This is a genomic window from Thalassotalea agarivorans (genome assembly GCF_030295955.1).
GTDB lineage: Bacteria > Pseudomonadota > Gammaproteobacteria > Enterobacterales > Alteromonadaceae > Thalassotalea_D > Thalassotalea_D agarivorans.
This window is the reverse complement of the sequence record NZ_AP027363.1, coordinates 2,375,027-2,395,354: the sequence shown is the minus strand read 5'-3', so window position 1 is coordinate 2,395,354 and position 20,328 is coordinate 2,375,027. Positions and strand designations below refer to the sequence as shown.

Annotated in this window: 22 protein-coding genes; 10 read left to right on the top strand and 12 right to left on the bottom strand. The window is 42.5% G+C overall.

Going from position 1 to position 20,328, the window contains the following annotated elements:
• Window positions 1-38: 38 nt before the first annotated feature.
• A complete protein-coding gene (locus QUD85_RS10910) occupies window positions 39-239 on the top strand; it encodes a hypothetical protein (protein WP_143047973.1) in 201 nt (66 codons plus the stop codon).
• A 45-nt stretch (window positions 240-284) separates the two neighbouring features.
• Window positions 285-1,937 carry an electron transfer flavoprotein-ubiquinone oxidoreductase gene (locus QUD85_RS10905; protein WP_093331853.1) on the top strand — a complete coding sequence of 551 codons (1,653 nt, stop codon included), beginning with the start codon at window positions 285-287 and terminating at the stop codon, window positions 1,935-1,937.
• A gap of 44 nt (window positions 1,938-1,981) precedes the next feature.
• Here QUD85_RS10905 and QUD85_RS10900 read toward each other — a convergent pair whose 3' ends face one another.
• A complete protein-coding gene (locus QUD85_RS10900; protein WP_093331850.1) occupies window positions 1,982-2,752 on the bottom strand; it encodes a DUF2884 family protein in 771 nt (256 codons plus the stop codon).
• The gene (locus QUD85_RS10895; protein ID WP_093331848.1) at window positions 2,749-4,059 is read right to left on the bottom strand and encodes a CinA family nicotinamide mononucleotide deamidase-related protein; all 1,311 of its coding nucleotides are present in this window, start codon (window positions 4,057-4,059) and stop codon (window positions 2,749-2,751) included. The genes QUD85_RS10900 and QUD85_RS10895 overlap by 4 nt, the downstream gene beginning before the upstream one ends.
• A 79-nt stretch (window positions 4,060-4,138) precedes the next feature.
• On the opposite strand from QUD85_RS10895, the gene QUD85_RS10890 reads away from it, so the two are divergent.
• The 4 genes from QUD85_RS10890 (at window position 4,139) to QUD85_RS10875 (ending at window position 6,636) form a co-directional block, all read left to right on the top strand.
• Complete coding sequence (locus tag QUD85_RS10890; RefSeq protein ID WP_093331845.1) at window positions 4,139-4,897, top strand: DUF4097 family beta strand repeat-containing protein; 759 nt, start codon at window positions 4,139-4,141, stop codon at window positions 4,895-4,897.
• 95 nt (window positions 4,898-4,992) lie between these two features.
• Window positions 4,993-5,373 (top strand): hypothetical protein, encoded by a 381-nt coding sequence (locus QUD85_RS10885; RefSeq protein WP_093331843.1) that lies wholly within the window; start codon window positions 4,993-4,995, stop codon window positions 5,371-5,373.
• A 27-nt stretch (window positions 5,374-5,400) separates the two neighbouring features.
• Window positions 5,401-6,312, top strand: coding sequence for a 4-hydroxy-tetrahydrodipicolinate synthase (gene dapA / locus QUD85_RS10880; protein ID WP_093331841.1), 912 nt, complete (start codon window positions 5,401-5,403; stop codon window positions 6,310-6,312).
• A gap of 54 nt (window positions 6,313-6,366) precedes the next feature.
• The gene (locus QUD85_RS10875) at window positions 6,367-6,636 is read left to right on the top strand and encodes a SelT/SelW/SelH family protein (protein WP_093331839.1); all 270 of its coding nucleotides are present in this window, start codon (window positions 6,367-6,369) and stop codon (window positions 6,634-6,636) included.
• A 2-nt stretch (window positions 6,637-6,638) separates the two neighbouring features.
• Here QUD85_RS10875 and QUD85_RS10870 read toward each other — a convergent pair whose 3' ends face one another.
• Entirely contained in the window at window positions 6,639-7,472 is an 834-nt protein-coding gene (locus QUD85_RS10870; RefSeq protein ID WP_093331834.1) for a pseudouridine synthase family protein, read from the bottom strand.
• A gap of 83 nt (window positions 7,473-7,555) precedes the next feature.
• On the opposite strand from QUD85_RS10870, the gene QUD85_RS10865 reads away from it, so the two are divergent.
• Window positions 7,556-7,771 carry a hypothetical protein gene (locus QUD85_RS10865; RefSeq protein ID WP_286218952.1) on the top strand — a complete coding sequence of 72 codons (216 nt, stop codon included), beginning with the start codon at window positions 7,556-7,558 and terminating at the stop codon, window positions 7,769-7,771.
• Here the strand turns inward: QUD85_RS10865 and QUD85_RS10860 are convergent.
• Window positions 7,766-8,440, bottom strand: a complete 675-nt coding sequence (locus QUD85_RS10860; protein ID WP_093331832.1) for a nitroreductase family protein — start codon at window positions 8,438-8,440, stop codon at window positions 7,766-7,768. The two genes, QUD85_RS10865 and QUD85_RS10860, sit on opposite strands and share 6 nt — an antisense overlap.
• 236 nt (window positions 8,441-8,676) lie before the next feature.
• Here QUD85_RS10860 and QUD85_RS10855 point away from each other — a divergent pair, with 236 nt between their 5' ends.
• A complete protein-coding gene (locus QUD85_RS10855) occupies window positions 8,677-9,558 on the top strand; it encodes a universal stress protein (RefSeq protein ID WP_093331830.1) in 882 nt (293 codons plus the stop codon).
• Window positions 9,559-9,622: 64 nt separating this feature from the next.
• Here the strand turns inward: QUD85_RS10855 and purL are convergent, their stop codons facing one another.
• On the bottom strand, window positions 9,623-13,537 hold the full coding sequence (gene purL, locus QUD85_RS10850) for a phosphoribosylformylglycinamidine synthase (RefSeq protein WP_407705067.1): 3,915 nt from the start codon (window positions 13,535-13,537) through the stop codon (window positions 9,623-9,625).
• Between the two features lie 207 nt (window positions 13,538-13,744).
• Here purL and mltF point away from each other — a divergent pair, with 207 nt between their 5' ends.
• Complete coding sequence (mltF, locus tag QUD85_RS10845) at window positions 13,745-15,103, top strand: membrane-bound lytic murein transglycosylase MltF (protein ID WP_093331828.1); 1,359 nt, start codon at window positions 13,745-13,747, stop codon at window positions 15,101-15,103.
• 81 nt (window positions 15,104-15,184) lie between these two features.
• Complete coding sequence (locus QUD85_RS10840; RefSeq protein ID WP_281241775.1) at window positions 15,185-15,316, top strand: hypothetical protein; 132 nt, start codon at window positions 15,185-15,187, stop codon at window positions 15,314-15,316.
• Here the strand turns inward: QUD85_RS10840 and tadA are convergent.
• The 7 genes from tadA to QUD85_RS10805 form a co-directional block, all read right to left on the bottom strand.
• Complete coding sequence (gene tadA / locus QUD85_RS10835) at window positions 15,313-15,819, bottom strand: tRNA adenosine(34) deaminase TadA (protein ID WP_093331825.1); 507 nt, start codon at window positions 15,817-15,819, stop codon at window positions 15,313-15,315. The two genes, QUD85_RS10840 and tadA, sit on opposite strands and share 4 nt — an antisense overlap.
• 3 nt (window positions 15,820-15,822) lie before the next feature.
• Window positions 15,823-16,968: a radical SAM family heme chaperone HemW gene (hemW, locus tag QUD85_RS10830; protein ID WP_093331823.1), complete on the bottom strand. Its 1,146-nt coding sequence runs from the start codon at window positions 16,966-16,968 to the stop codon at window positions 15,823-15,825.
• Window positions 16,968-17,555 carry an XTP/dITP diphosphatase gene (locus QUD85_RS10825; protein ID WP_093331889.1) on the bottom strand — a complete coding sequence of 196 codons (588 nt, stop codon included), beginning with the start codon at window positions 17,553-17,555 and terminating at the stop codon, window positions 16,968-16,970. The genes hemW and QUD85_RS10825 overlap by 1 nt, the downstream gene beginning before the upstream one ends.
• 97 nt (window positions 17,556-17,652) lie before the next feature.
• A complete protein-coding gene (locus tag QUD85_RS10820; protein ID WP_407705066.1) occupies window positions 17,653-18,096 on the bottom strand; it encodes a DUF4426 domain-containing protein in 444 nt (147 codons plus the stop codon).
• Between the two features lie 78 nt (window positions 18,097-18,174).
• Window positions 18,175-18,726 (bottom strand): YggT family protein, encoded by a 552-nt coding sequence (locus tag QUD85_RS10815; protein ID WP_093331820.1) that lies wholly within the window; start codon window positions 18,724-18,726, stop codon window positions 18,175-18,177.
• Window positions 18,727-18,741: 15 nt separating this feature from the next.
• Complete coding sequence (gene proC / locus QUD85_RS10810; RefSeq protein ID WP_093331818.1) at window positions 18,742-19,563, bottom strand: pyrroline-5-carboxylate reductase; 822 nt, start codon at window positions 19,561-19,563, stop codon at window positions 18,742-18,744.
• Window positions 19,560-20,231 carry a YggS family pyridoxal phosphate-dependent enzyme gene (locus tag QUD85_RS10805; protein WP_093331815.1) on the bottom strand — a complete coding sequence of 224 codons (672 nt, stop codon included), beginning with the start codon at window positions 20,229-20,231 and terminating at the stop codon, window positions 19,560-19,562. The genes proC and QUD85_RS10805 overlap by 4 nt, the downstream gene beginning before the upstream one ends.
• Between the last annotated feature and the right edge of the window lie 97 nt (window positions 20,232-20,328).

Here is a 20,328-nt window from a genome sequence, read left to right as displayed (position 1 = left end):
TCTATGTGCTTGTTGTTGTACTACCTTTAATAGGTAGCATGGCATTCATTTTTATGGATGCTCGACAGGTTACTGTTAGTTTACGTTTACGTCAACTGGATAAGTATTTTACCTGTCAAGTTGACCTTACACCTAATACGGATTACATAAAGCGATATATGTCATCAACTATAGTTGAAAACTATGATTCTTGTGGTGACAAATCGATAATGAAACGATATTATCAAACAGGTGTTTGAATTTCAAACGTGTGTTTGAATTTATAATAATTAGAGGGTACGAATATGGAACGCGAATCAATGGATTTTGACGTCGTTATAGTGGGTGCTGGTCCAGCCGGTTTATCTACAGCAATACGACTCATGCAAAATGCACAAAAAAATGATCAAGAATTAATGGTTTGTGTTGTAGAGAAAGGCTCAGAAGTTGGCGCTCACATTCTATCAGGTGCCGTGTTTGAACCTCGCTCATTGGCGGAATTGTTCCCAGAGTGGGAATCAATGGGTGCGCCTGTCACTACTAAGGTAACAGGTGATGGTATTTACCTGTTAAAAAATGAAGAAAAAGCGACAAAATTACCTAACTTTGTCGTGCCTAAAACTATGCACAATGAAGGTAACTACATTGTCAGTATGGGTAACGTATGTCGCTGGTTGGCGGAGCAAGCCGAAGCACTTGGTGTAGAGATTTTTCCAGGCTTTCCAGCACAAGAAGTCTTATATGATGACAATGGCAGCGTAGCAGGTGTTATAACCGGTGATATGGGACTGGATAAAGCAGGCAACCCTAAAGACTCTTATGTTCAAGGGATGGAGTTGCGCGCCAAATATACAGTCTTCGCTGAAGGTTGTCGTGGTCATCTGGGTAAAAGTTTAATTGCAAAATACAATCTAGATGAAGGCAAGTCACCACAGCATTATGGTATTGGTTTTAAAGAAATTTGGGATATCGACCCAGCCCTTCATGAAGAAGGATTGGTTGTTCACACAGCAGGTTGGCCACTAGAATCAGACACGGGTGGCGGTGGCTACTTGTATCACGCCGAGAATAACCAAGTGTTGGTTGGGCTTATTATTGATCTTAATTATGCAAACCCTTATTTGAGTCCTTTTGACGAGTTTCAGCGTTATAAACACCACCCTGTTATCGCACAATATCTTAAGGGTGCAAAACGAGTATCTTATGGCGCTAGAGCGCTGGCAAAAGGCGGATTAAATTCTTTACCTAAAATGACCATGCCAGGTGGGTTATTGGTTGGATGCGACGCTGGCACAATCAATACCGCAAAAATTAAAGGAAACCACACTGCTATGAAGTCTGGCATCATTGCTGCAGATACCATAGCCGCAGCGCTTGTTGGTGGTGATCAAGGTGGTAGTGATTTAGTCGCTTTTGAACAAAACTTTGCACAGTCTTGGTTGCAACCAGAGCTACACAATACACGAAACTTTAGTCCTGCAATGCATAAGCTAGGTACGTTTTGGGGTGGGGCATACAACACCTTAGATCAAAACTTTTTTGGTGGGCGATTACCTTTCAACTTTAAAGATGATTCACGTGACTACGCACAAATGAAACCAGCGCAGAACTGTAAAGAAATTGAATATCCAAAACCAGATGGTGTGCTAAGTTTTGACAAACTATCTTCGGTGTTTTTATCTAATACCAATCATGAAGAAGAACAGCCTTGTCACCTGCAATTAGCGGATGCTGAGATCCCAATTAAGGTGAACTTAGCCACTTACGCTGAGCCTGCACAAAGATATTGTCCAGCCGGTGTATACGAAGTTCAAACCACTGAATCTGGCGAGCAGGAATTTGTGATTAACGCGCAGAACTGCGTCCACTGTAAAACCTGCGATATTAAAGACCCAAGCCAAAACATTACCTGGGTAACACCAGAAGGCGCGGGTGGTCCAAATTACCCTAATATGTAGTAATTAAAGAATAGGGAAGAAAAAGGCAGCGTTTGCTGCCTTTTTTATTGAACGTTAATTAAATCAAACTCTGCTAATGCAGGCATGTTTTGGTGAAGTTCAAACTCCAGCATATTAAGCTCATTTAACTCATAGCAAAACTGCTGCGCTTTTAATTCAATGCGACGGGCTTTTTGACTAACTTCAGCGTCAATATCTTCGGTGAGGGTGTCGATCCGTTCATCCATCGTTGATATGCGCTCTTCACTATTTTCGTCATTTTGCTCACTTAAGTTGGCGCCGACAGCTAATAATATCGTGCCAAGTGATTCAGAAATGACTTCTTCAATTTGCGCTTCAAATTCGCCGGCGAATATTTGATCGAAACTATCAAGATCTTGCGGTGCTAAATAATAGCTATTGTCACTATGATTAAAACGCATCCTTAATCGCCAATGGAGCTCTTCAAATTGTTTTTGTACTTTTTGATGTGCGCGGCTATTTTCACCTGTTAATGTTCCTACGATTTTATCAACAGTTTTAAGGCCCATTTCCGCACTTTCTAATGCAATATCAACGATTTCAGGTATTTGTTCTCTTAGCCCCGCAGCATAACTCGACAACAATTGTTTTTGTTTGTCGTCTAGCGTTTGTTCTCTACCATGAATGAACAGTTGATGCTCATTGTTGATTTGTATTTGCGTTTGACCATGTTTAACAAAGCGAATATGTGATGGGTCAATTATCACGCCATAGCTAAAACTAATATTGCAAGATTGTTCCTGCCCCTGTGCAAATAGGCTAAAAAACACCATAAGAGATGCTAAATACTTCATAGGGACTCAACCTCTTTTTTAACTTGTCTCTGTGTAACATAAGTAGGCGTGCTTGTTGTTGCGCGCAAAAACCGCCTAATTAAGTCTAGCGCAATAGAGGCAACATATTTTTGAAACAAAACGCGATTGCCCGGAATAAGTAGAGTAATGGTGCGCATATCGCTTGCGCTTCCCCATGCAATACATACTGTTCCGACAGGCTTTTCCTCACTGCCACCGTCTGGGCCAGCAATACCTGATACTGCAACGGCTACATCCGCTTTTGCAGTTGATATTGCGCCAAGCGCCATTTCCTTCACAGTTTGTTCACTCACTGCGCCATATTCTGCCAATGTTGTAGCATTAACATTGACCAGTTGCTGTTTTGATTCATTAGCATAGGTGACAAAGCCTGCATGAAAATTTTGCGACGCGCCGGCGATACTAGTGATCTGGCTTGCAATTAAACCACCCGTGCAAGATTCAGCAGTTGTTAAGGTATATCCTTTGTCAGCGAGTAAGTTAAGCACCACCTCTTGTAGCGATAACGGCTTTTCATCAACATAGTTGAATAAATGATCGCCAAGTAATTGCGCTATTTTTTTTACGTAAGTTTGTTGTAGCTGATTATCCTGTTCTCGATAGGCAGTAACTTTCACTTCAAGGCTTGGTAAGCCTGCGCGAAATCCGAGAGAAAGTTGCTCCGGCCAATCGGGGATATTGCTTGACAATAATTCTTGTATTTGAGATTCGCCCATTCCAAACACTTGCAGGCGAATGGTATTAGTCTTTTGTGCTTGCGGTAAACTCGCAACAATTTGCGGCATGATCTGATGATGCATCATCAGCTTAAGTTCTCTTGGTACGCCTGGCGTGCAAAAAATTGTGCAACCATTAAGTACAGTCATAAAACCGGGCGCGCTACCAATCTCGTTTTTTACAATATCAACGCCTTTGGGAAGCATGGTTTGTTTTAGATTTGCTGGCGAAAGTTGCGCACCTCTTTTTTCACACCACTGCGATAATTGCGTTAGCGCCTCGCTGTGTTGTTCAATGCTAGTATCCATGCTTTGTGCTAGCGCTTGTGCGGTAAGGTCATCAACGGTGGGTCCAAGGCCGCCATTTATGATCAAAATGTCTGCGCTTTTTGAAATCGCCGATATTTCCTCCGTGAGCAAGGTAAGGTCGTCTCCGACAGTGACTTTACGAGCGATCGATAATCCGCTTTCTGCAAGCGCATGTGCGAGAAAAGCTGAATTTGAATCAACAATGTCACCCGCCATAAGTTCATCGCCGGTCAGTAATAACTGAATACTAATTTTTTTCATATTCGCCTAATATGGTTTTAAACCTTTTAATAAATTGCGACATCTAACACCATAATACTAAACGAAAACGGGATAAAAAATGAAAAGTTTATCGAAAATACTGGCGACATTAATTGTAACGATTTCCTTCAATACCTTGGCTGATGTCGAAGATGTTATTCAAAAAACATTTGATGTCGATGCTGACGTTAAGTTCTCACTAGAAAACATAAACGGTGGGGTTACTATCGAAAGCTGGTCACAAAACAGTATCGAAGTTATCGCGACGATCAAAGCGAAAACACAGGATGATAGAGATAAAGTAAAAATTGAATTTAAATCGAGTTCAAGCAAAGTTGAAGTTGAAACTAAACACAAAGAATCATCTATGTGGGGTGGCGACGATAACGTGAATGCTTCTGTTACTTATCAGGTTAAGGTGCCGGCGTCTGCAGAGTTAACAGACGTGGAGCTTGTTAATGGAAGTTTAGCCATTACTGGCGTGCAAGGCGGCGTGGAAGCAGCGACTGTTAATGGTCAAATGATGATTGAAGATGTTGCCGGTGATATCGAATTGGATTCTGTTAATGGAAAGATCAAATTGACAGTTAGTGATCTAGCAAACACTCAAAAAATTGATGTAGATACAGTCAATGGAGTGATTCAAATCTACGTACCTGAACCTTTTAATGCGGATGTCGATATCGAAACACTAAACGGCAGCATTAAAAATCAATTTGGTTTAGTTGAAGAAGAGGGCTTGGTTGTTGGAAATAGCGTGTCTGGGCGCGTTGGTAGTGGCGATGTCAGTGTAGAAATCGAAACTGTGAATGGCAGCGTAAAGCTTTATAAACGCTAAAGTGTATTAAAGGATATAAATAGTAATAAAAGGCGAGTATAAATACTCGCCTTTTTTAGTTACACTGCCTGCAAGATATTTCTTTGAGAATAATAATGACATTTGAACGAAACCAGCTTATCGGCCAATGGTATCGCAATGAGCTTGATCAGCAAGGCTGTTTAGTGTCTGAATTTGCTCAACTATTTGCCGATGGTGGCTACGAGTTTTCGTTTGTTTACCACGACAAAGACGGTCAAGTGAAACAACAGTCTATCGAATTAGGGGACTGGGGATTGTGTGGCGATATCCACTTTACGACAGCGAAAAGTGAATACATCAATGACGAGCACTTTGCGTGCGACCTTACCTTAGCCGACAATTATCACGCTTATCGCGTTTTGGAATTAAGTGATAAGGTCTTTAAATATCAGCATATAGTGACCAAAGAAGTGTTTATCCTAAAGCGGGTAATTGATAAAATTGCCTACTGTTAGTCTCAAACGTGTGAAGAATTAAAGAAAATGAACCAATTTAAGTCGGCGAGCTTAATAACAGCAATAAAAACGCCTTTTTTACCGTCTGGTGAAATTGATATTACGACATATGACGCCCTTATGGAGGTGCAAATTGCCGCAGGTGTAGACGGTATTGTCGTAGGTGGCACAACAGGTGAGGGCCATTTGCTTAGCTGGGAAGAGCATTTAATGCTGATTGCCCATTCAAGCCATAAGTTTGGCGATCGTATTTTAATCATCGGTAACACCGGTAGTAACAATACCAAAGAAGCGATAAAAGCGACAAAACATGGTTTTGCTATGGGTATGCATGCAGCGCTGCAAATCAACCCTTATTATGGTCGCACGTCAACAGAAGGTTTAAGAGCACACTTTTCTAAAGTGCTTGAGATTGGTCCAACGTTTATTTACAACGTACCCGGTCGAACAGGGCAGGATTTAACACCTGAGATTTTGAAACCACTTGCTCATCATGAAAACTTAATTGGTATTAAAGAATGTGCAGGTGACGAGCGTATCGCTTACTGGGAGTCGCGTGGTGTCGCTTGTTGGTCGGGTAATGACGACCAAGCATTTACGTCAAGACACAGAAGCAATTCACACGGTGTTATTTCGGTGACCTCTAATATTTTGCCAGGGTACATGCGTACCTTGATGGACGATGCAAATGCCAGTGAATTAAATGAATCACTAACAGACGTTTTCGATTGGTTATTCTGTGAGCCAAATCCAATCGCATTAAATACTGCACTAGTGATGAATGGCGCGGTAAAACCGGTGTTTAAGCTACCTTATATTGCACTTAACCAAGAGCAACGACAGCAAGGTAAGGCGTTATTTGACGCTATTAAGAAAACAGATATAGTTGGCGGCCATTTAAAAGATAAATCAGATGATGACTTTATCTATGTCGCTTAGCAAAAATGAATATTAGGGAGCATACGCTCCCTTTTTTTTGTTTAGAGAAAAGCCATGAATAAAGTTGAAATTAAATACTGTAGTTTGTGCGGGTGGCTAATTCGGTCGTCTTGGATGGCACAAGAGCTACTGACAACGTTTAGCCAAGAACTAGATGAAGTGAGTTTACAACCAGCCAGCAGCGGTTTGTTTGAAATCGTCGTAAATGGTAAACGGGTTTGGTCACGTGAGCATGACGGCGGCTTTCCTGATATTAAAACACTCAAGCAACGCGTTCGTGACATTGTTATTCCGTCAAAAGATTTAGGCCATATTGACCGGTAGTTTTAAAGCGTCAGTTGCAGCGATTCTGGCAATGTAATGTCTCTGTGCTGCTCGGTCAGTGGGCAGGTAAAACTTAAATGAGATGAGCGCAATTGTAGATCTACATCTTCGGCCGTTGCGTTACCATGAAGCCTGTCGCCAACAACGGGGTGGCCAAGAAACGCGGCGTGTTTTCGAATTTGGTGCTTTCGTCCGGTCTTAATAGTGACCTGAATCAGCGTTCTATCTAACTTTGCATCGTACTCAAGTGGTAAAAATTCACTGTACGCCGCTTTACCGTCAATAGCATGTTCTACAACGATAGGCGCGTCTGCTTTTAGGTGGCCCGCAACAATAATTTTATACTGTTTATTGAGTTGATGATGTTCAAATAAGTGACTCAAGGCTCGCGCCGCCTTTTTGCTATGCGCAATAACAATAATGCCACTTGCCGCTTTGTCGAGACGGTGCAGTAAGAATGCAACACGCTGCGGCTGGAGGTGTGTTTCCGCAAAGCGCGTTATGGTGAGATGATCACTCCATTTACTGCCTTGGGATAACATCCCTGACGGTTTAAACCAAAAACTATAATCCTGCATATCCGCCAGTAAAATCGCCTCTTCGCACGTCTGTGCCAGTACCGATTGGTTATAATAAAAATGCAAACTATCGTTAGGCTGCAATGTTGTTTTTAACCTTCGAACTCGCCGCGTTTGTTTGCCGCGAGACAACCATAATGCGCCTTTTTGAATAGCTGTTTTTAGCGTCGAAGACGATAACTGCGTTTCTTCTTTTAAAAGATGAAGCAAGCCAAGGTCTGGCACATCAACAGTAATATGAAATTCTTTAGGCGACATCTCGTTTTAACCGTGAATACAGTTACGCATTTAGGTGATAATGCGTTATTCTATCAGAAATTTTACTAAGCGTTTAAACTGGCGTGACTATAGATATATCTGCCCTTAAACAACAGACTAAATTAAAAAGTAAATCGTTTTTTGATCACAAAACGATCATTAAAAAGATGCTGCTGGGAAAGACAGTTGCCTGCCAACATTGTCAGCAGGCTTTGACGATTACGTTAAATAAAGGTACGCCTTCTTCAATTCGTTGCAAAAAAGGCTGTACTGATATCGAACTAGAGGTTGAGCTATAAAAAGCTCGCTATCTCATCCAAAGACTTTTTAACACTAGCGTGTGCAGGGATGGTCGCATCTTCGGCAGGGTAACCTGCTATTAACAGCATATAAGCGCGCTCATTATCGCCTCGCTGACAAATTTTGTTCAAGAAAGACATGGGCTTGGGTGTATGAGTCAGCGTTGCTAAGCCAGCATTGTGCAATGCAGTAATTAAAAAGCCTGTGGCAATACCAACAGATTCGTGTACATAGTAGTTTGTATTCTTATCTTCAGCGTGAATGCCACCTTTCTTTTGGCTAAATATCGCAATCAACCATGGTGCATGTTCTAGATAAGGTTTCTCAGCATCAGTGCCTAATGGTTTTAGAGCGTCTAACCACTCTTCACCGGCTCTGCCATCATAAAATCCTCGCTCGTGCTGTTCTGCTTGTTCGCGTACTTGTTGTTTTATCTCATGCGACGAAATGGCGCAAAAATGCCAAGGTTGGTGATTTGCTCCACTTGGTGCTTTGCCTGCAGCCATGATGCAGTTTTCTATGATTTCTTTAGGTACAGCTTTGTCGCTAAAACTTCGAATAGAATGACGGCGGCTAATGTCAGCTAAAAACGCTTGTGAGCGCGCTAGCATTTCTTCTTGTGGATATTCAATAAAATCTGATAAAGGGGAACAATCGTGTTTTTGCATAATTATTTTTCTAGTCGATGTGTTGATATAGACAACATTTGTAACAATTTACTGGGCTGCAGAAATGCAGAGAATATAAGGTAAAGTGTTTTTAAACAAAGAACAAACAAAGAGTTAAATAACCACTAATAATTTCATTATAAAAAAAGGGTTTTTATAATGAAATAGTCTTATCCGGTACATACTACTTAGGAAAAATTGACTAGGCTTTTATGTGACCTTACAAGGAGGTTGTTATGAAAGACCTACATCATATTTTGGCGGTGTTAAAAGGGAAACCTAGCGACGCCGCTGTGATCAGCAAAGCCAGCCGAATAGCGGCTGCGTCACTGGCAAGTCTCACCTTTTTGATCGTGTTGTCTATTGAAGAGCGATTTTTTACGTGGGGCACTGAACGCTCCATTATTCGTCAAAAATTTAGAGTATTGCTTGATCGAATTGATCAATATGAAGATTTTGTGCCGCAAGCAAAGGTTAAACTAGCCGAATCGGGCATGCCTTTCTCGGCGGTACAAAAAGAACTCTCGGTCAAAATGGCAGATTTGATTGTGGTGGAGAATGACCATCATCACGATTACAAGCTACCGCTCACCATGCCGTTAGATTTGCATTTACTTAGAGATACTGATGTGCCGGTACTGTTTGTTGATAAAAAGCCTTGGCTTAAAAATGGTGTCCTGACAGCGGCGTTAGATTTGGATGAAAGCGAAGTTAATATGCCAAATGGTCTAAACGATCAACTTGTCGAAGAAAGTCAGTATATTGCGCAGTTGCTCGACTTTGACGTGCAGTTGTTAACCTGCTTTTTAAACGACGATTTAACCATGTCTTGTCATACCGACGATATTGAACATAGAAAGTTGTCGCCAAAAGAAGAGCATATTCAAAAGATTTTAGCGGAAGCGAGCCAGTTTCAAATTCCCCAAGAGCGATGCAGAATAGAGGAAGGTTTGCCTGATGATGTGTTACCGCGCGTGGTCAAAGAGCATCAGAGTAATATTCTCATTTTAGGCGCTCGCAGCCATCAAGGTATTTTGGGTCGACTGCGCGGCCACACCAGCGAATATGTTATCGACAAACTAGACAGTGATATGCTGGCGTACAAAGCGGTTCATTAACTCTACAGCTTTATATAGCACATAAAAAAGGGAGCAAGTGCTCCCTTTTTGTGACTTAGATTAACTAGCCAATAAATTTACGCGCGTTTCTAAACATGCGGACCCAAGGTGAATCTTCTTGCCACTCATCTGGGTGCCATGAATTCGACACTGTTCTAAATACACGCTCTGGATGAGGCATCATGATTGTAACGCGACCATCGGTTGTTGTAAGTGACGTAATACCATCTGGTGAACCATTCGGGTTCGCTGGATACGTTTCAGTTACTTCACCGTAGTTGTTTACATAACGCATCGACACTGTACCTGAATCATTGGCGTTTGCTATTGCATCTTCACTAGCAAATTCTGCGCGACCTTCACCATGTGACACGGCGATTGGCATGCGCGAACCTTCCATACCTTTGAAGAAGATAGACGGACTTTCTTGAATTTCAACTAATGAGAAGCGCGCTTCAAAACGCTCTGATTTGTTTTGTACAAAGTGTGGCCAATGGTCGCTACCTGGAATGATTTCTTTTAAGTTAGAAAGCATCTGACAACCATTACATACACCTAGAGAGAAGGTGTCTTTACGCTCGAAGAATGTTTTGAACATTTCACGTGCTTTAGCGTTAAACAAGATTGATTTCGCCCAACCTTCACCAGCACCAAGTACGTCACCGTAAGAGAAACCGCCACATGCAACAAGGCCATTGAAGTCAGCTAAGTCTGTGCGACCACCTAAGATGTCAGACATATGAACGTCAACTGTAATGAAACCAGCGCGATCAAATGCTGCTGCCATTTCAACGTGAGAGTTAACCCCTTGCTCACGCAAAATTGCTACGCGAGGGTTGGTTTCATTGTCAGCATCCTTAACAATTAAATCAGCAACAATATCTTCATTAATGTCGAAGCTTAAGCTTGCATTCAAGCCAGGATCTTCTGTATCAAATTTAACGTCGAACTCTTGTTGAGCACACTCAGGGTTGTCACGCATTGCTTGCATCTTAAGCGTTGTTTCAGCCCAAACAGTACGATAATACGTGCGTGAATTCTCTAGTACTGTTTCGCCATCGCGAGTAAAACGAATGGTATCGTCGTTGTTCAAACGAGCGATATCATTACAAAGCGCTAGGATACCGTGTTGCTCAAATACTTGATGGATATAATCAACATCGCTTTCTGCGATTTGAATCACTGCGCCAAGTTCTTCATTGAACAGTACTTCTAAGTTGCTACCCGAAAGCGCAGACAAATTAACATCAATACCTGTGTGTCCTGCAAACGCCATTTCAACAAGCGTTGTGAACAAACCACCGTCACTACGGTCGTGGTAAGCGATTAACATTTCTTCTGCAACTAATTGCTGAATAGCGTTGAAGAACGCTTTTAATGTTTCAGCATTATCCACATCAGGTGCTTCACTACCTAATTGCTTATAAACTTGTGCTAAACAGCTTGCGCCTAAACGGTTCTTACCACCAGAAAGGTCGATCGCGACGATACGTGTATCGCCCTTGTCTGTTCTAAGCTCAGGCGTTACTGTCTTGCGAATATCTTCAACACGGCCAAAGGCTGTGATGATAAGAGACATAGGCGCCGTGACTGCTTTTTCTTCGCCGTCTTGCTGCCACTTTGTCTTCATAGACATTGAATCTTTACCAACTGGGATAGTCAGGCCAAGCGCAGGACAAAGTTCTTCACCTACCGCTTTTACTGCTTCATAAAGGCCCGCATCTTCACCAGGGTGACCAGCAGCCGACATCCAGTTAGCTGACAGTTTAATACGATTTAAATCGCCAATATCGGCACTTGCGATATTAGTCAGCGCTTCAGCAACTGCTAGTCGTGCTGATGCGCCATAGTTTAGTAGTGCAACTGGCGTGCGCTCACCCATAGACATGGCTTCACCATGGTAGGTGTCTAGCGCTGCCGCTGTAACCGCACAGTCTGCAACAGGTACTTGCCAAGGACCAACCATTTGGTCGCGGCTAACCATGCCAGTTACAGAACGGTCACCAATAGTAATAAGGAATGTTTTCTCTGCGATAGTAGGTAAACGTAGAATACGATCTGCAGCGTCAGCAACATCGACGTTGTTGAGATCTAGTGCCTTACCTGTTTCCGTTTTGCTAACTACATCGCGGTGCATTTTAGGTGGCTTACCTAGTAACACATCCAAAGATAAATCAATTGGTGTATTGTTGAAATGACTGTCTGTTAACGTTAGGTGCTCTTCTTCTGTTGCTTTACCAACCACAGCAAACGGTGCACGTTCACGACGACAAATCGCTTCAAACACTGGTAACTGTTCGTCAGAAACAGCCAATACATAGCGTTCTTGAGATTCATTACACCAAATTTCTAGAGGCGACATACTGCGCTCATCATTTGGTACGTTACGCAGCTCAAAGTTACCACCACGGCCGCCATCAGCAACTAGCTCAGGGAAGGCGTTTGATAAACCGCCCGCACCAACGTCGTGGATGAATAAAATTGGGTTGTCGTCACCAAGTTGCCAGCAGCGATCTATCACTTCCTGACAGCGACGTTCCATTTCTGGGTTTTCACGTTGTACTGATGCAAAATCAAGGTCTTCAGCTGATTGGCCTGATGCCATTGACGACGCTGCGCCACCACCTAAACCAATGTTCATTGCTGGGCCACCTAATGCAATCAGGTTAGCACCAACATTAATTTCGCCTTTTTCTACATGTTCACGGCGGATATTACCTAAACCACCAGCAATCATAATAGGCTTGTGATAACCGCGCACTTCAGCGCCATTAAATGAATCCACTTGCTCTTCGTATGTACGGAAGTAACCAAGAATATTTGGACGGCCAAATTCGTTGTTAAAGGCAGCGCCACCTAGCGGGCCTTCAACCATAATATCTAGAGCGTTTACAATACGCTCTGGCTTACCAAAGTCAGTTTCCCATGGTTGTTCAAAACCAGGAATACGTAAATTCGATACTGAAAAACCTACAAGGCCGGCTTTTGGTTTTGAACCAATACCCGTTGCGCCTTCGTCACGAATTTCGCCACCAGAACCAGTTGCCGCACCCGGATGAGGCGAAATAGCAGTAGGGTGGTTATGTGTCTCGACCTTCATCAGAATATTAATTTCTTCTTCTGTGTAGGCGTACTCTTTTGTTTCTGGATCAGGGAAGAAACGACCGGCTTCACTACCTACCATAACAGCAGCGTTATCTTTGTATGCGCTTAGCACGTAGTCGCTGTTTGTTTCATAGGTGTTTTTGATCATTTTAAACAATGATTTTGGCTGCGCATGACCGTCGATTGTCCAGTCTGCATTGAAAATTTTATGACGACAATGCTCTGAGTTTGCTTGTGCAAACATGTAAAGTTCAATGTCGTTAGGATTACGCGCCATGCGAGTAAAGTTTTCGACAAGGTAGTCAATCTCGTCTTCGGCTAACGCTAAACCTAATTCAATGTTTGCCTTTGCAAGTGCTTCACGACCACCGGATAAAATATCAACTGATGATAATTGTCCTGGTTCCGCGCTTGCGAATAATTGCTCTGCGTCGCTAAATTCAGCAAATACAACTTCCATCATGCGGTCATGCAAAATAGCGATAAGTTGTTGCTGTTGTTCGTCAGTTAATGCGTCGGCTTTAACGTAGTAAGCAATACCGCGCTCAAGGCGAATGATGTTGCTAAGGCCGCAGTTGTGGGCGATGTCGGTAGACTTAGAAGACCAAGGCGAGATAGTGCCTGGGCGAGGAGTAACAAGAAGAAGTTGGCCTTCAGGGGCGTGTTCTTCAATCTTAGGTCCGTAAGTTAAGAGCTTATCTAGTACAGATTGTTGCTCGTCAGAGAGTGCTTCACTTACATGCGCAAAGTGATAGAACTCTGCATAAATGTCTGAAACTGGGAGCTTTTTATCTCGGCACTGGCTCAACAATTTTTGGATTCTGAAATCCGAAAGGGCCGGTGCACCACGAAGGGTCTTTATCAACATCGCCATAATAATATTATTTACCAAATTGTAATGGATTAAGAAATCGCGCGTATTATAAAGTAAACCGTGGCTATTGAGTAGTTTAATTCTGTGAGAATTGGTGTCTTTTTTTAAGTTTTTTAAATTAGTTGTAATTCCACATGCACCTTCATACTAATTCGCGTATAGTGAGCGTTAGCTGAATAGATATATTCATGTTTTATAACGACTAAAATGATTCGAAACACCTATACACTATGCTTGATACTGGCGCTGACATTGGCGCTTGTAGCCTGTAAACCGGCACCAAACGACACCTCTCTTGGCACTGTCCTTTCTGCAAAAACCTTGCGTGTCGGCATGATGTTTGGTCCTACGACCTATTACTTGGGGGCGCAGGGTCCTGAGGGTTTTGAGTATGAATTAGCCAAAGCTTATGCCAAGTATTTAGACGTTGAGTTAGAAGTTGTTGCCAGCTATTCCCTCGATGATCTTTTTGCCAAGCTAGATAATCATGAAGTAGATATGCTCGCGTCTGGTTTAACGGTCACCGAAGAGCGTAAAAAGCATTATCAATTCTCCCCCAGCTATGACGAAGTTAGCCAGCTGTTGGTCTACAAACGCGGTACAACAAGACCAAGAGAAATCACAGATATTACTCAGCCGTTGCTGGTAACTTCTGCCTCTTCACACCTAGAAAATTTAATTGCGCTTAAGGCAACATACCCTAATTTACAGTGGAAAGAATCTCCTGAGCACGATGCTGAGGAATTAATGGCGAAAATTTCTATAGGCGAGATAGCATATACGGTTGTAGATAGTAATCAGCTTGCAGTGAATCGTCGCTATTACCCAGAAATTTCGCCCGCGCTTGAGTTAAAAAAAGCCGAGCCAATCGCTTGGGTTATTAACAAAAGTAGCGACAAAGCCTTGTTCACTTCGTTAATAGAATTTTTTGGCACAGTGCATCACGATGGCACCATAATCGCCATGCAAGACAAGTACTACGGCCATATTCAAGAATTCAATTTTGTAAATACCCGCGCCTTTATTCGCGCCGTAGACAAAACCTTGCCTAAGTACAGAGCCACCTTTGAAAAGCATAGCGATATTATCGATTGGCGTTTACTAGCTGCCATTAGCTACCAAGAGTCTCATTGGAATCCACGAGCAAAATCATACACTGGCGTGCGTGGCATGATGATGCTGACACTACCAACTGCGAAACAAGTGGGCGTTAAAAATCGCCTCGATGCAGAACAAAGTATTGCCGGTGGCGCAAAGTATTTTCAGCAACTGATTGCAAGAATGCCTGCACGTATTCCTGAGCCGGATAGGCTTTGGTTTGCACTTGCTGCATATAACGTTGGTTATGGCCATTTAAATGATGCAAGGGCAATAACCCGCAAGCAGGGTGGTGATGCTGATAGATGGGTAGATGTAAAAGAACGTCTGCCTCTATTAAGACAAAAGAAATATTACAAACATACCAAGTACGGTTATGCACGTGGTGACGAAGCAGTAAATTATGTGGACAATATCCGCCGTTACTACGATACTTTAACTTGGTTAGATGAAAAAGTGACAGAGTAACGACCCAAGGATAAAGACTTTGTCAATCAATGCCGTGCTTTACGGGAGCAGAAGAGCGGCAATTAGCCAATGGAATTTGTCATGGCCAAGAACTTTAGACGACAAGCAATTGCGAATAAAAGAAAAAGAATGGTGCATCAGCGTCGTAAAAAAGTGGTTGAAAGGCGACATGTGTTTTATCGCCAAGTAATAGAAGACTTGAAAGCGTCTTAGTCTTGCGCGTTAGCGCGTTTTTCTGCTTTTAATGCTTTAATCTCTTTTCTGCGTTGTTTAAAAAACGCAGACAACATCGCGCTGCACTGCTCAGCTCGTGAAGATTGTTGCGCCTCAATTTTATGATTCAACGCTACGTGATTAGTTAAATCCATAATTGAACCGGCACTCCCTGTTTTCTCATCTTTTGCGCCATAAACAAGGCGTTTGATCCGACTATGCACCAGTAAACCTGCACACATTGGACAGGGCTCTAAAGTCACGTACAAGGTACAGTCTAACAACCGATAATTGCCTAATGTTTTACCCGCTTCTCGAATGGCAAGCATTTCAGCGTGTGCAGACGGATCATTTAAGGTGATCGACTGATTGTATCCGCGGCCAACTATTTCGCCGTTGTGGACGACAACAGCCCCGACAGGTATTTCTCCGATAGCTTGCGCTTGCAGTGCTAATGCCATCGCTTCATCCATAAATGAAAGGTCTTGCGTTGTTTCAGCCATTGTTTATAAAAACCGCGTTAGTAAGTCATTAAGGTAACGGTGGCCCTTTTCAGTGACCGCCATCGCATCGTCTTGCTTAGATATTAACCCGAGTTTGATTGCTTTTGCTATTTCGTGCTCAATACTCTGACGCGACAACCCCGTTGCTTTTTCATAGTCATCATAGGTAAAACTTGCGCACAAGCGTAATTGATTCATCATAAATTCAAAAGGCAGTTCTTCACCTGCAATAGTCGTTAGATGATCTAGATGTTCTCGGTTGGTATCTAGGTAGCCTTTAGGGTGTTTGACCTTTACGGTACGCATAATCTTGCCTTGCTCGGGCAAGGTAATTTTTCCATGCGCACCACAACCGATACCTAAGTAGTCACCAAAGCGCCAATAGTTAATATTGTGCTGGCAACGCTTACCTGGTTTGGCGTAGGCGGAGATCTCATATTGTTCGTAGCCGTTAGCTGCAAGCAATGCAACGCCTTGTTGCTGTATATCCCATAGTACATCATCTTGCGGCAGTTCTGGCGGCTTAGAGTAAAACGCCGTGTTAGGTTCAATGGTTAATTGATACCAAGAAATATGATCAGGATTTAGCGAAATGGCTGTTTTAAGATCGTTTAATGCTTGGTCAATAGCTTGGTTGGGCAGCCCATGCATTAAGTCCAAGTTAAAGCTTTTTACGCCACAGGTTTTAGCTAAACGCGCAGCATTTTTTGCTTGTTCGCTATCGTGAATACGGCCTAGAGTAAGCAATTTCTCACCTTCAAAGCTTTGCACGCCAATCGATAAACGTGTTACACCTGCTTTGGCAAAGCCGGTAAATTTGTCTGCTTCTACTGTGCCAGGATTCGCTTCTAGCGTGACTTCTAAGTCTTCTGAGCAGTTAAATCGTGTTTTAACTTGCGCTAGTAACGTGGACATTGCGTCTGCCGAAAATAGGCTTGGCGTGCCACCACCGATAAAAATAGTATGTAGTGTTCTACCAGTAAGCTCAAACCTTGCAATGTCACTGTCTAAGTCTTTAAGAAGCTCGTTGACATAATCTTGCTCTGGAATGTCATGCTTAAGTGCGTGTGAATTAAAGTCACAATAAGGGCACTTTTGCACGCACCAAGGGATATGTATATATAGCGATAACGGCTGCTGCGCTAACATTAACTGATATGCTCAAATAATTGCTTTAGCGCTTTACCGCGGTGGCTGAGTGCATGCTTTTCGGCTTTACTGAGCTGCGCAGCAGTTTTACTCATATCGTCAACCCAAAACACTGGGTCATAACCAAAACCTTCATCGCCACTGCGCTCTGAAGTGATTCTACCTTCCCATGTGCCATGACAAACTAGCGGCGTTGGATCAAGCGCATGCTTCATGTAAACAAGCACGCAATGAAAGCGTGCTGTTCTTTCCTGTTCGGGAATATCAGCCATTTCTGTAAGCAATTTGGTAATATTATCGCTATCTGAGGCATCTTCACCACTATAACGAGCCGAATAAATGCCTGGCGCGCCATTAAGCGCGTCTACTTCTAAACCTGAATCGTCAGCGATGGTGGCAAGTCCGGTAATTTTGGCGGCATGTCTTGCCTTGATGATGGCATTTTCAATGAATGTTGTGCCTGTTTCTTCAGCATCGACGACATTGAACTCACTTTGTGGCAACACAGTATAACCGCGCTCGGCAAGCAAGCTTGCCATTTCTTTTACTTTTCCTTGGTTGCCAGTGGCTAACACTATTTTTTGCATGATAGGCATTAATTAAGAAATAAGAGGAGGGTATTGTACTTTATCTCGCACAATGATTAAACGCAGGTAAGCGCCAATGGGCTTACCTGCTTGAAAGCTAATCTACATAAAACTTTTGTTTAAATTGAAGCTTATGTGTTTCGACGCCATCAGTAATGGTTAAATCAAAACTAATGGTCTCTTCATCTGAATAGTTAACTTGTGCAAGATAATAAATCGCATCACCTTCGGTAACTTCAACAAATTCCAGCGAAATTAATTGCCCGGCTAAGTTTTTGGCTTTGCCTGTGATAGACACATGTTTGGCGGGAAAATTTTCTTTGCTGTTATCCAACACTGAAATATTAACTAAGCCATTATATCGGCTACGTTGAATATCATAGGCCGTTGCAATTGCTGGCGTTAAAAAGGTCGAGTTGATGGCAATATAGTGCACATTCATCGACCCCATTTTTTTCATGTTCTCAGCTTGTGCTGGTGACATTAAAGGCGCAATCAACAAAAATGCGGTCATCAGGTAATGTTTAAATCTATTTTTCATGTGCAACTCCTTCCAGTAGATTGATTACTGAATACGTCCTGACTTCTAATTAGTATAGCGTTAAAGTACTGGTTTTGTTTAAAACAGCGTATGCCAATAAGGCACGAATTTACCGATAAACATATTAAGTACGTTCAACAACAGAAAAGCAGCAATAATCGATAAATCTAAGCCTCCAATAGGCGGTATTATGCGACGAATTGGAGCAAGAATCGGTTGCGTAAGCTGTTGCAGAATGACCATAGTAGGGTTATAGCCTTGCACAACCCAGCTCATCACCGCCATGATAATCATGCACATGAACAATAAAAAGCCCGTTTGTTTGATCAAAAATAGGCCGCCAAAATATGTTGCCGCTAGCGGGTCAAAAGGCCCGCCCATTAAGAAAGGGATAACGCTGTATTTCAGTGTTGCAAAAATAAACGCAATAACAATGGTGGCAATATCAATACCAGCAAAGCCAGGGATGATGCGTCTAAATGGCACCACCACAGGGTTGGTCACTTTCACAACGAATTGGCTTAACGGGTGGTAAAAATCAGCACGCACCAGTTGTAGCCAAACACGTATGATCAATAATGAAATGATCGCATCAAAAGCAAATCGAAGAAGGTAATTTACAATATCCATGAACTATCCAATTGGTTATTTGTTTGCTGCAGCCATTTCTTTAGCGCGTGCAAGAGCCTCCAAAGCGCCAGCTTTTATATGTTGTGGTATATGGTCAGATTTCATTTTTTCAATAGCAGCATTAGTTGTGCCACCTTTAGAAGTAACGTTCTGGCGCAATGTTTCAATACTTAATTCGGGGTTGTCTCTAACCATAGTGGCAGCGCCTAAGGCAGTTTGCTGCACCATTTCTCGCGCTTGATTCGCGCTAAATCCAAGCGCTAAAGCTTGCTCTTCTAATGCTTCCATAAATAAGAAAAAGTAAGCAGGGCCAGAGCCCGAGATAGCAATAACATGGTCGATATCATCTTCACTATCAAGCCAAACAATATTGCCAACACTTGCCATGATCATGCCTGCAGTGTCTTTTTGCACTTGTTCACATTCTGTTGAAGCAAATAGGCCAGTCACGCCCAGCCCTACTTGGCTAGGTGTGTTAGGCATGGTGCGTACAATGGCAATGTTCCCTAAGCGTTTTTGCATGGATTCAAGCGTAACACCTGCGGCGACAGACAAAACAGTTTTGTTGCCAGCAACAATAATGTCTTTTAACGACTCACATACTTCATGAATTAGATGTGGTTTGACGCCTAGTACTATAAAATCTGCGAATGTGGCCGCTTCAGCATTGTTTGCAGTATGACGAATGCCAAGTGATTGGTGCAACGCTTCACGTTTTTCTAAAGATGGGTTAGAGACAATAATATTATCGGCAGGGTAGCCATTAGCCACTAACCCCTTGATGATAGCGCCGTTCATATTACCTGCGCCGATGAAAGCTATTTTTACGTTATTCATGTTCTTGTTCCAAATATCGCCGTACCTATTCTTACCATAGTGCTACCGTGCAATATTGCTTGAGTTAAATCGTTGCTCATACCGAGTGATAAGGTGTCTACGCTATCATATTGTTTAGCTAGTTGAAGAAATAATGTCTGCATTTTTTGATAGTGTTCAATCGGCGCATTTTTTGCGGGAATTGCCATGATACCTCTGAGTACTAAATGCTCAGATTCTGCAACATATTGAGCCAATTGAATTATTTCTTCAGCAGTTGCACCTGATTTCGTTGTTTCTTCACTAATATTCACTTGTAAACAAACGTTGAGCGGGGTATCTTGAGAACGCCTTTGCTCGTTTAAACGTTGCGCTATTTTTAGTCGGTCTACGCTGTGAACCCAGCTAAAATGCTCTGCAATTAAACGTGTTTTGTTTGATTGTATCGGGCCAATAAAGTGCCAACAAATATCAGGCAAATGTTGAAGAGATTCAATTTTTTCTACCGCTTCTTGCAGGTAGTTTTCACCAAAGTCTTTTTGACCTTCGGCATACGCGGCTTCAATCGCCGAGGTAGGTTTAGTTTTACTTACCGCAAGAAGTTTTACATCAGCGCTATCGCGTTGAGCTTGAAAACAAGCATTGATAATTTGTTGTTTTACCGCTAACAGGTTACTTTTAATAGTCATGAGCCTTGTTCTAGTAACAAGATGTCTAGCATCACGTGGCAGAGTAATAACGCAAATTATGATTTATCGGGATGCTTGAGTAAATAAAAAGAATTAA

Excerpts from the sequence above, each read along its gene's own strand:
- QUD85_RS10910 (WP_143047973.1), top strand. The coding sequence starts at position 39 with ATGGCATTCATTTTTATGGATGCTCGACAGGTTACTGTTAGTTTACGT.
- QUD85_RS10905 (WP_093331853.1), top strand. The coding sequence starts at position 285 with ATGGAACGCGAATCAATGGATTTTGACGTCGTTATAGTGGGTGCTGGT.
- QUD85_RS10900 (WP_093331850.1), bottom strand. The coding sequence starts at position 2,752 with ATGAAGTATTTAGCATCTCTTATGGTGTTTTTTAGCCTATTTGCACAG.
- QUD85_RS10895 (WP_093331848.1), bottom strand. The coding sequence starts at position 4,059 with ATGAAAAAAATTAGTATTCAGTTATTACTGACCGGCGATGAACTTATG.
- QUD85_RS10890 (WP_093331845.1), top strand. The coding sequence starts at position 4,139 with ATGAAAAGTTTATCGAAAATACTGGCGACATTAATTGTAACGATTTCC.
- QUD85_RS10885 (WP_093331843.1), top strand. The coding sequence starts at position 4,993 with ATGACATTTGAACGAAACCAGCTTATCGGCCAATGGTATCGCAATGAG.
- dapA (WP_093331841.1), top strand. The coding sequence starts at position 5,401 with ATGAACCAATTTAAGTCGGCGAGCTTAATAACAGCAATAAAAACGCCT.
- QUD85_RS10875 (WP_093331839.1), top strand. The coding sequence starts at position 6,367 with ATGAATAAAGTTGAAATTAAATACTGTAGTTTGTGCGGGTGGCTAATT.
- QUD85_RS10870 (WP_093331834.1), bottom strand. The coding sequence starts at position 7,472 with ATGTCGCCTAAAGAATTTCATATTACTGTTGATGTGCCAGACCTTGGC.
- QUD85_RS10860 (WP_093331832.1), bottom strand. The coding sequence starts at position 8,440 with ATGCAAAAACACGATTGTTCCCCTTTATCAGATTTTATTGAATATCCA.
- QUD85_RS10855 (WP_093331830.1), top strand. The coding sequence starts at position 8,677 with ATGAAAGACCTACATCATATTTTGGCGGTGTTAAAAGGGAAACCTAGC.
- purL (WP_407705067.1), bottom strand. The coding sequence starts at position 13,537 with ATGGCGATGTTGATAAAGACCCTTCGTGGTGCACCGGCCCTTTCGGAT.
- mltF (WP_093331828.1), top strand. The coding sequence starts at position 13,745 with ATGATTCGAAACACCTATACACTATGCTTGATACTGGCGCTGACATTG.
- QUD85_RS10840 (WP_281241775.1), top strand. The coding sequence starts at position 15,185 with ATGGCCAAGAACTTTAGACGACAAGCAATTGCGAATAAAAGAAAAAGA.
- tadA (WP_093331825.1), bottom strand. The coding sequence starts at position 15,819 with ATGGCTGAAACAACGCAAGACCTTTCATTTATGGATGAAGCGATGGCA.
- hemW (WP_093331823.1), bottom strand. The coding sequence starts at position 16,968 with ATGTTAGCGCAGCAGCCGTTATCGCTATATATACATATCCCTTGGTGC.
- QUD85_RS10825 (WP_093331889.1), bottom strand. The coding sequence starts at position 17,555 with ATGCAAAAAATAGTGTTAGCCACTGGCAACCAAGGAAAAGTAAAAGAA.
- QUD85_RS10820 (WP_407705066.1), bottom strand. The coding sequence starts at position 18,096 with ATGAAAAATAGATTTAAACATTACCTGATGACCGCATTTTTGTTGATT.
- QUD85_RS10815 (WP_093331820.1), bottom strand. The coding sequence starts at position 18,726 with ATGGATATTGTAAATTACCTTCTTCGATTTGCTTTTGATGCGATCATT.
- proC (WP_093331818.1), bottom strand. The coding sequence starts at position 19,563 with ATGAATAACGTAAAAATAGCTTTCATCGGCGCAGGTAATATGAACGGC.
- QUD85_RS10805 (WP_093331815.1), bottom strand. The coding sequence starts at position 20,231 with ATGACTATTAAAAGTAACCTGTTAGCGGTAAAACAACAAATTATCAAT.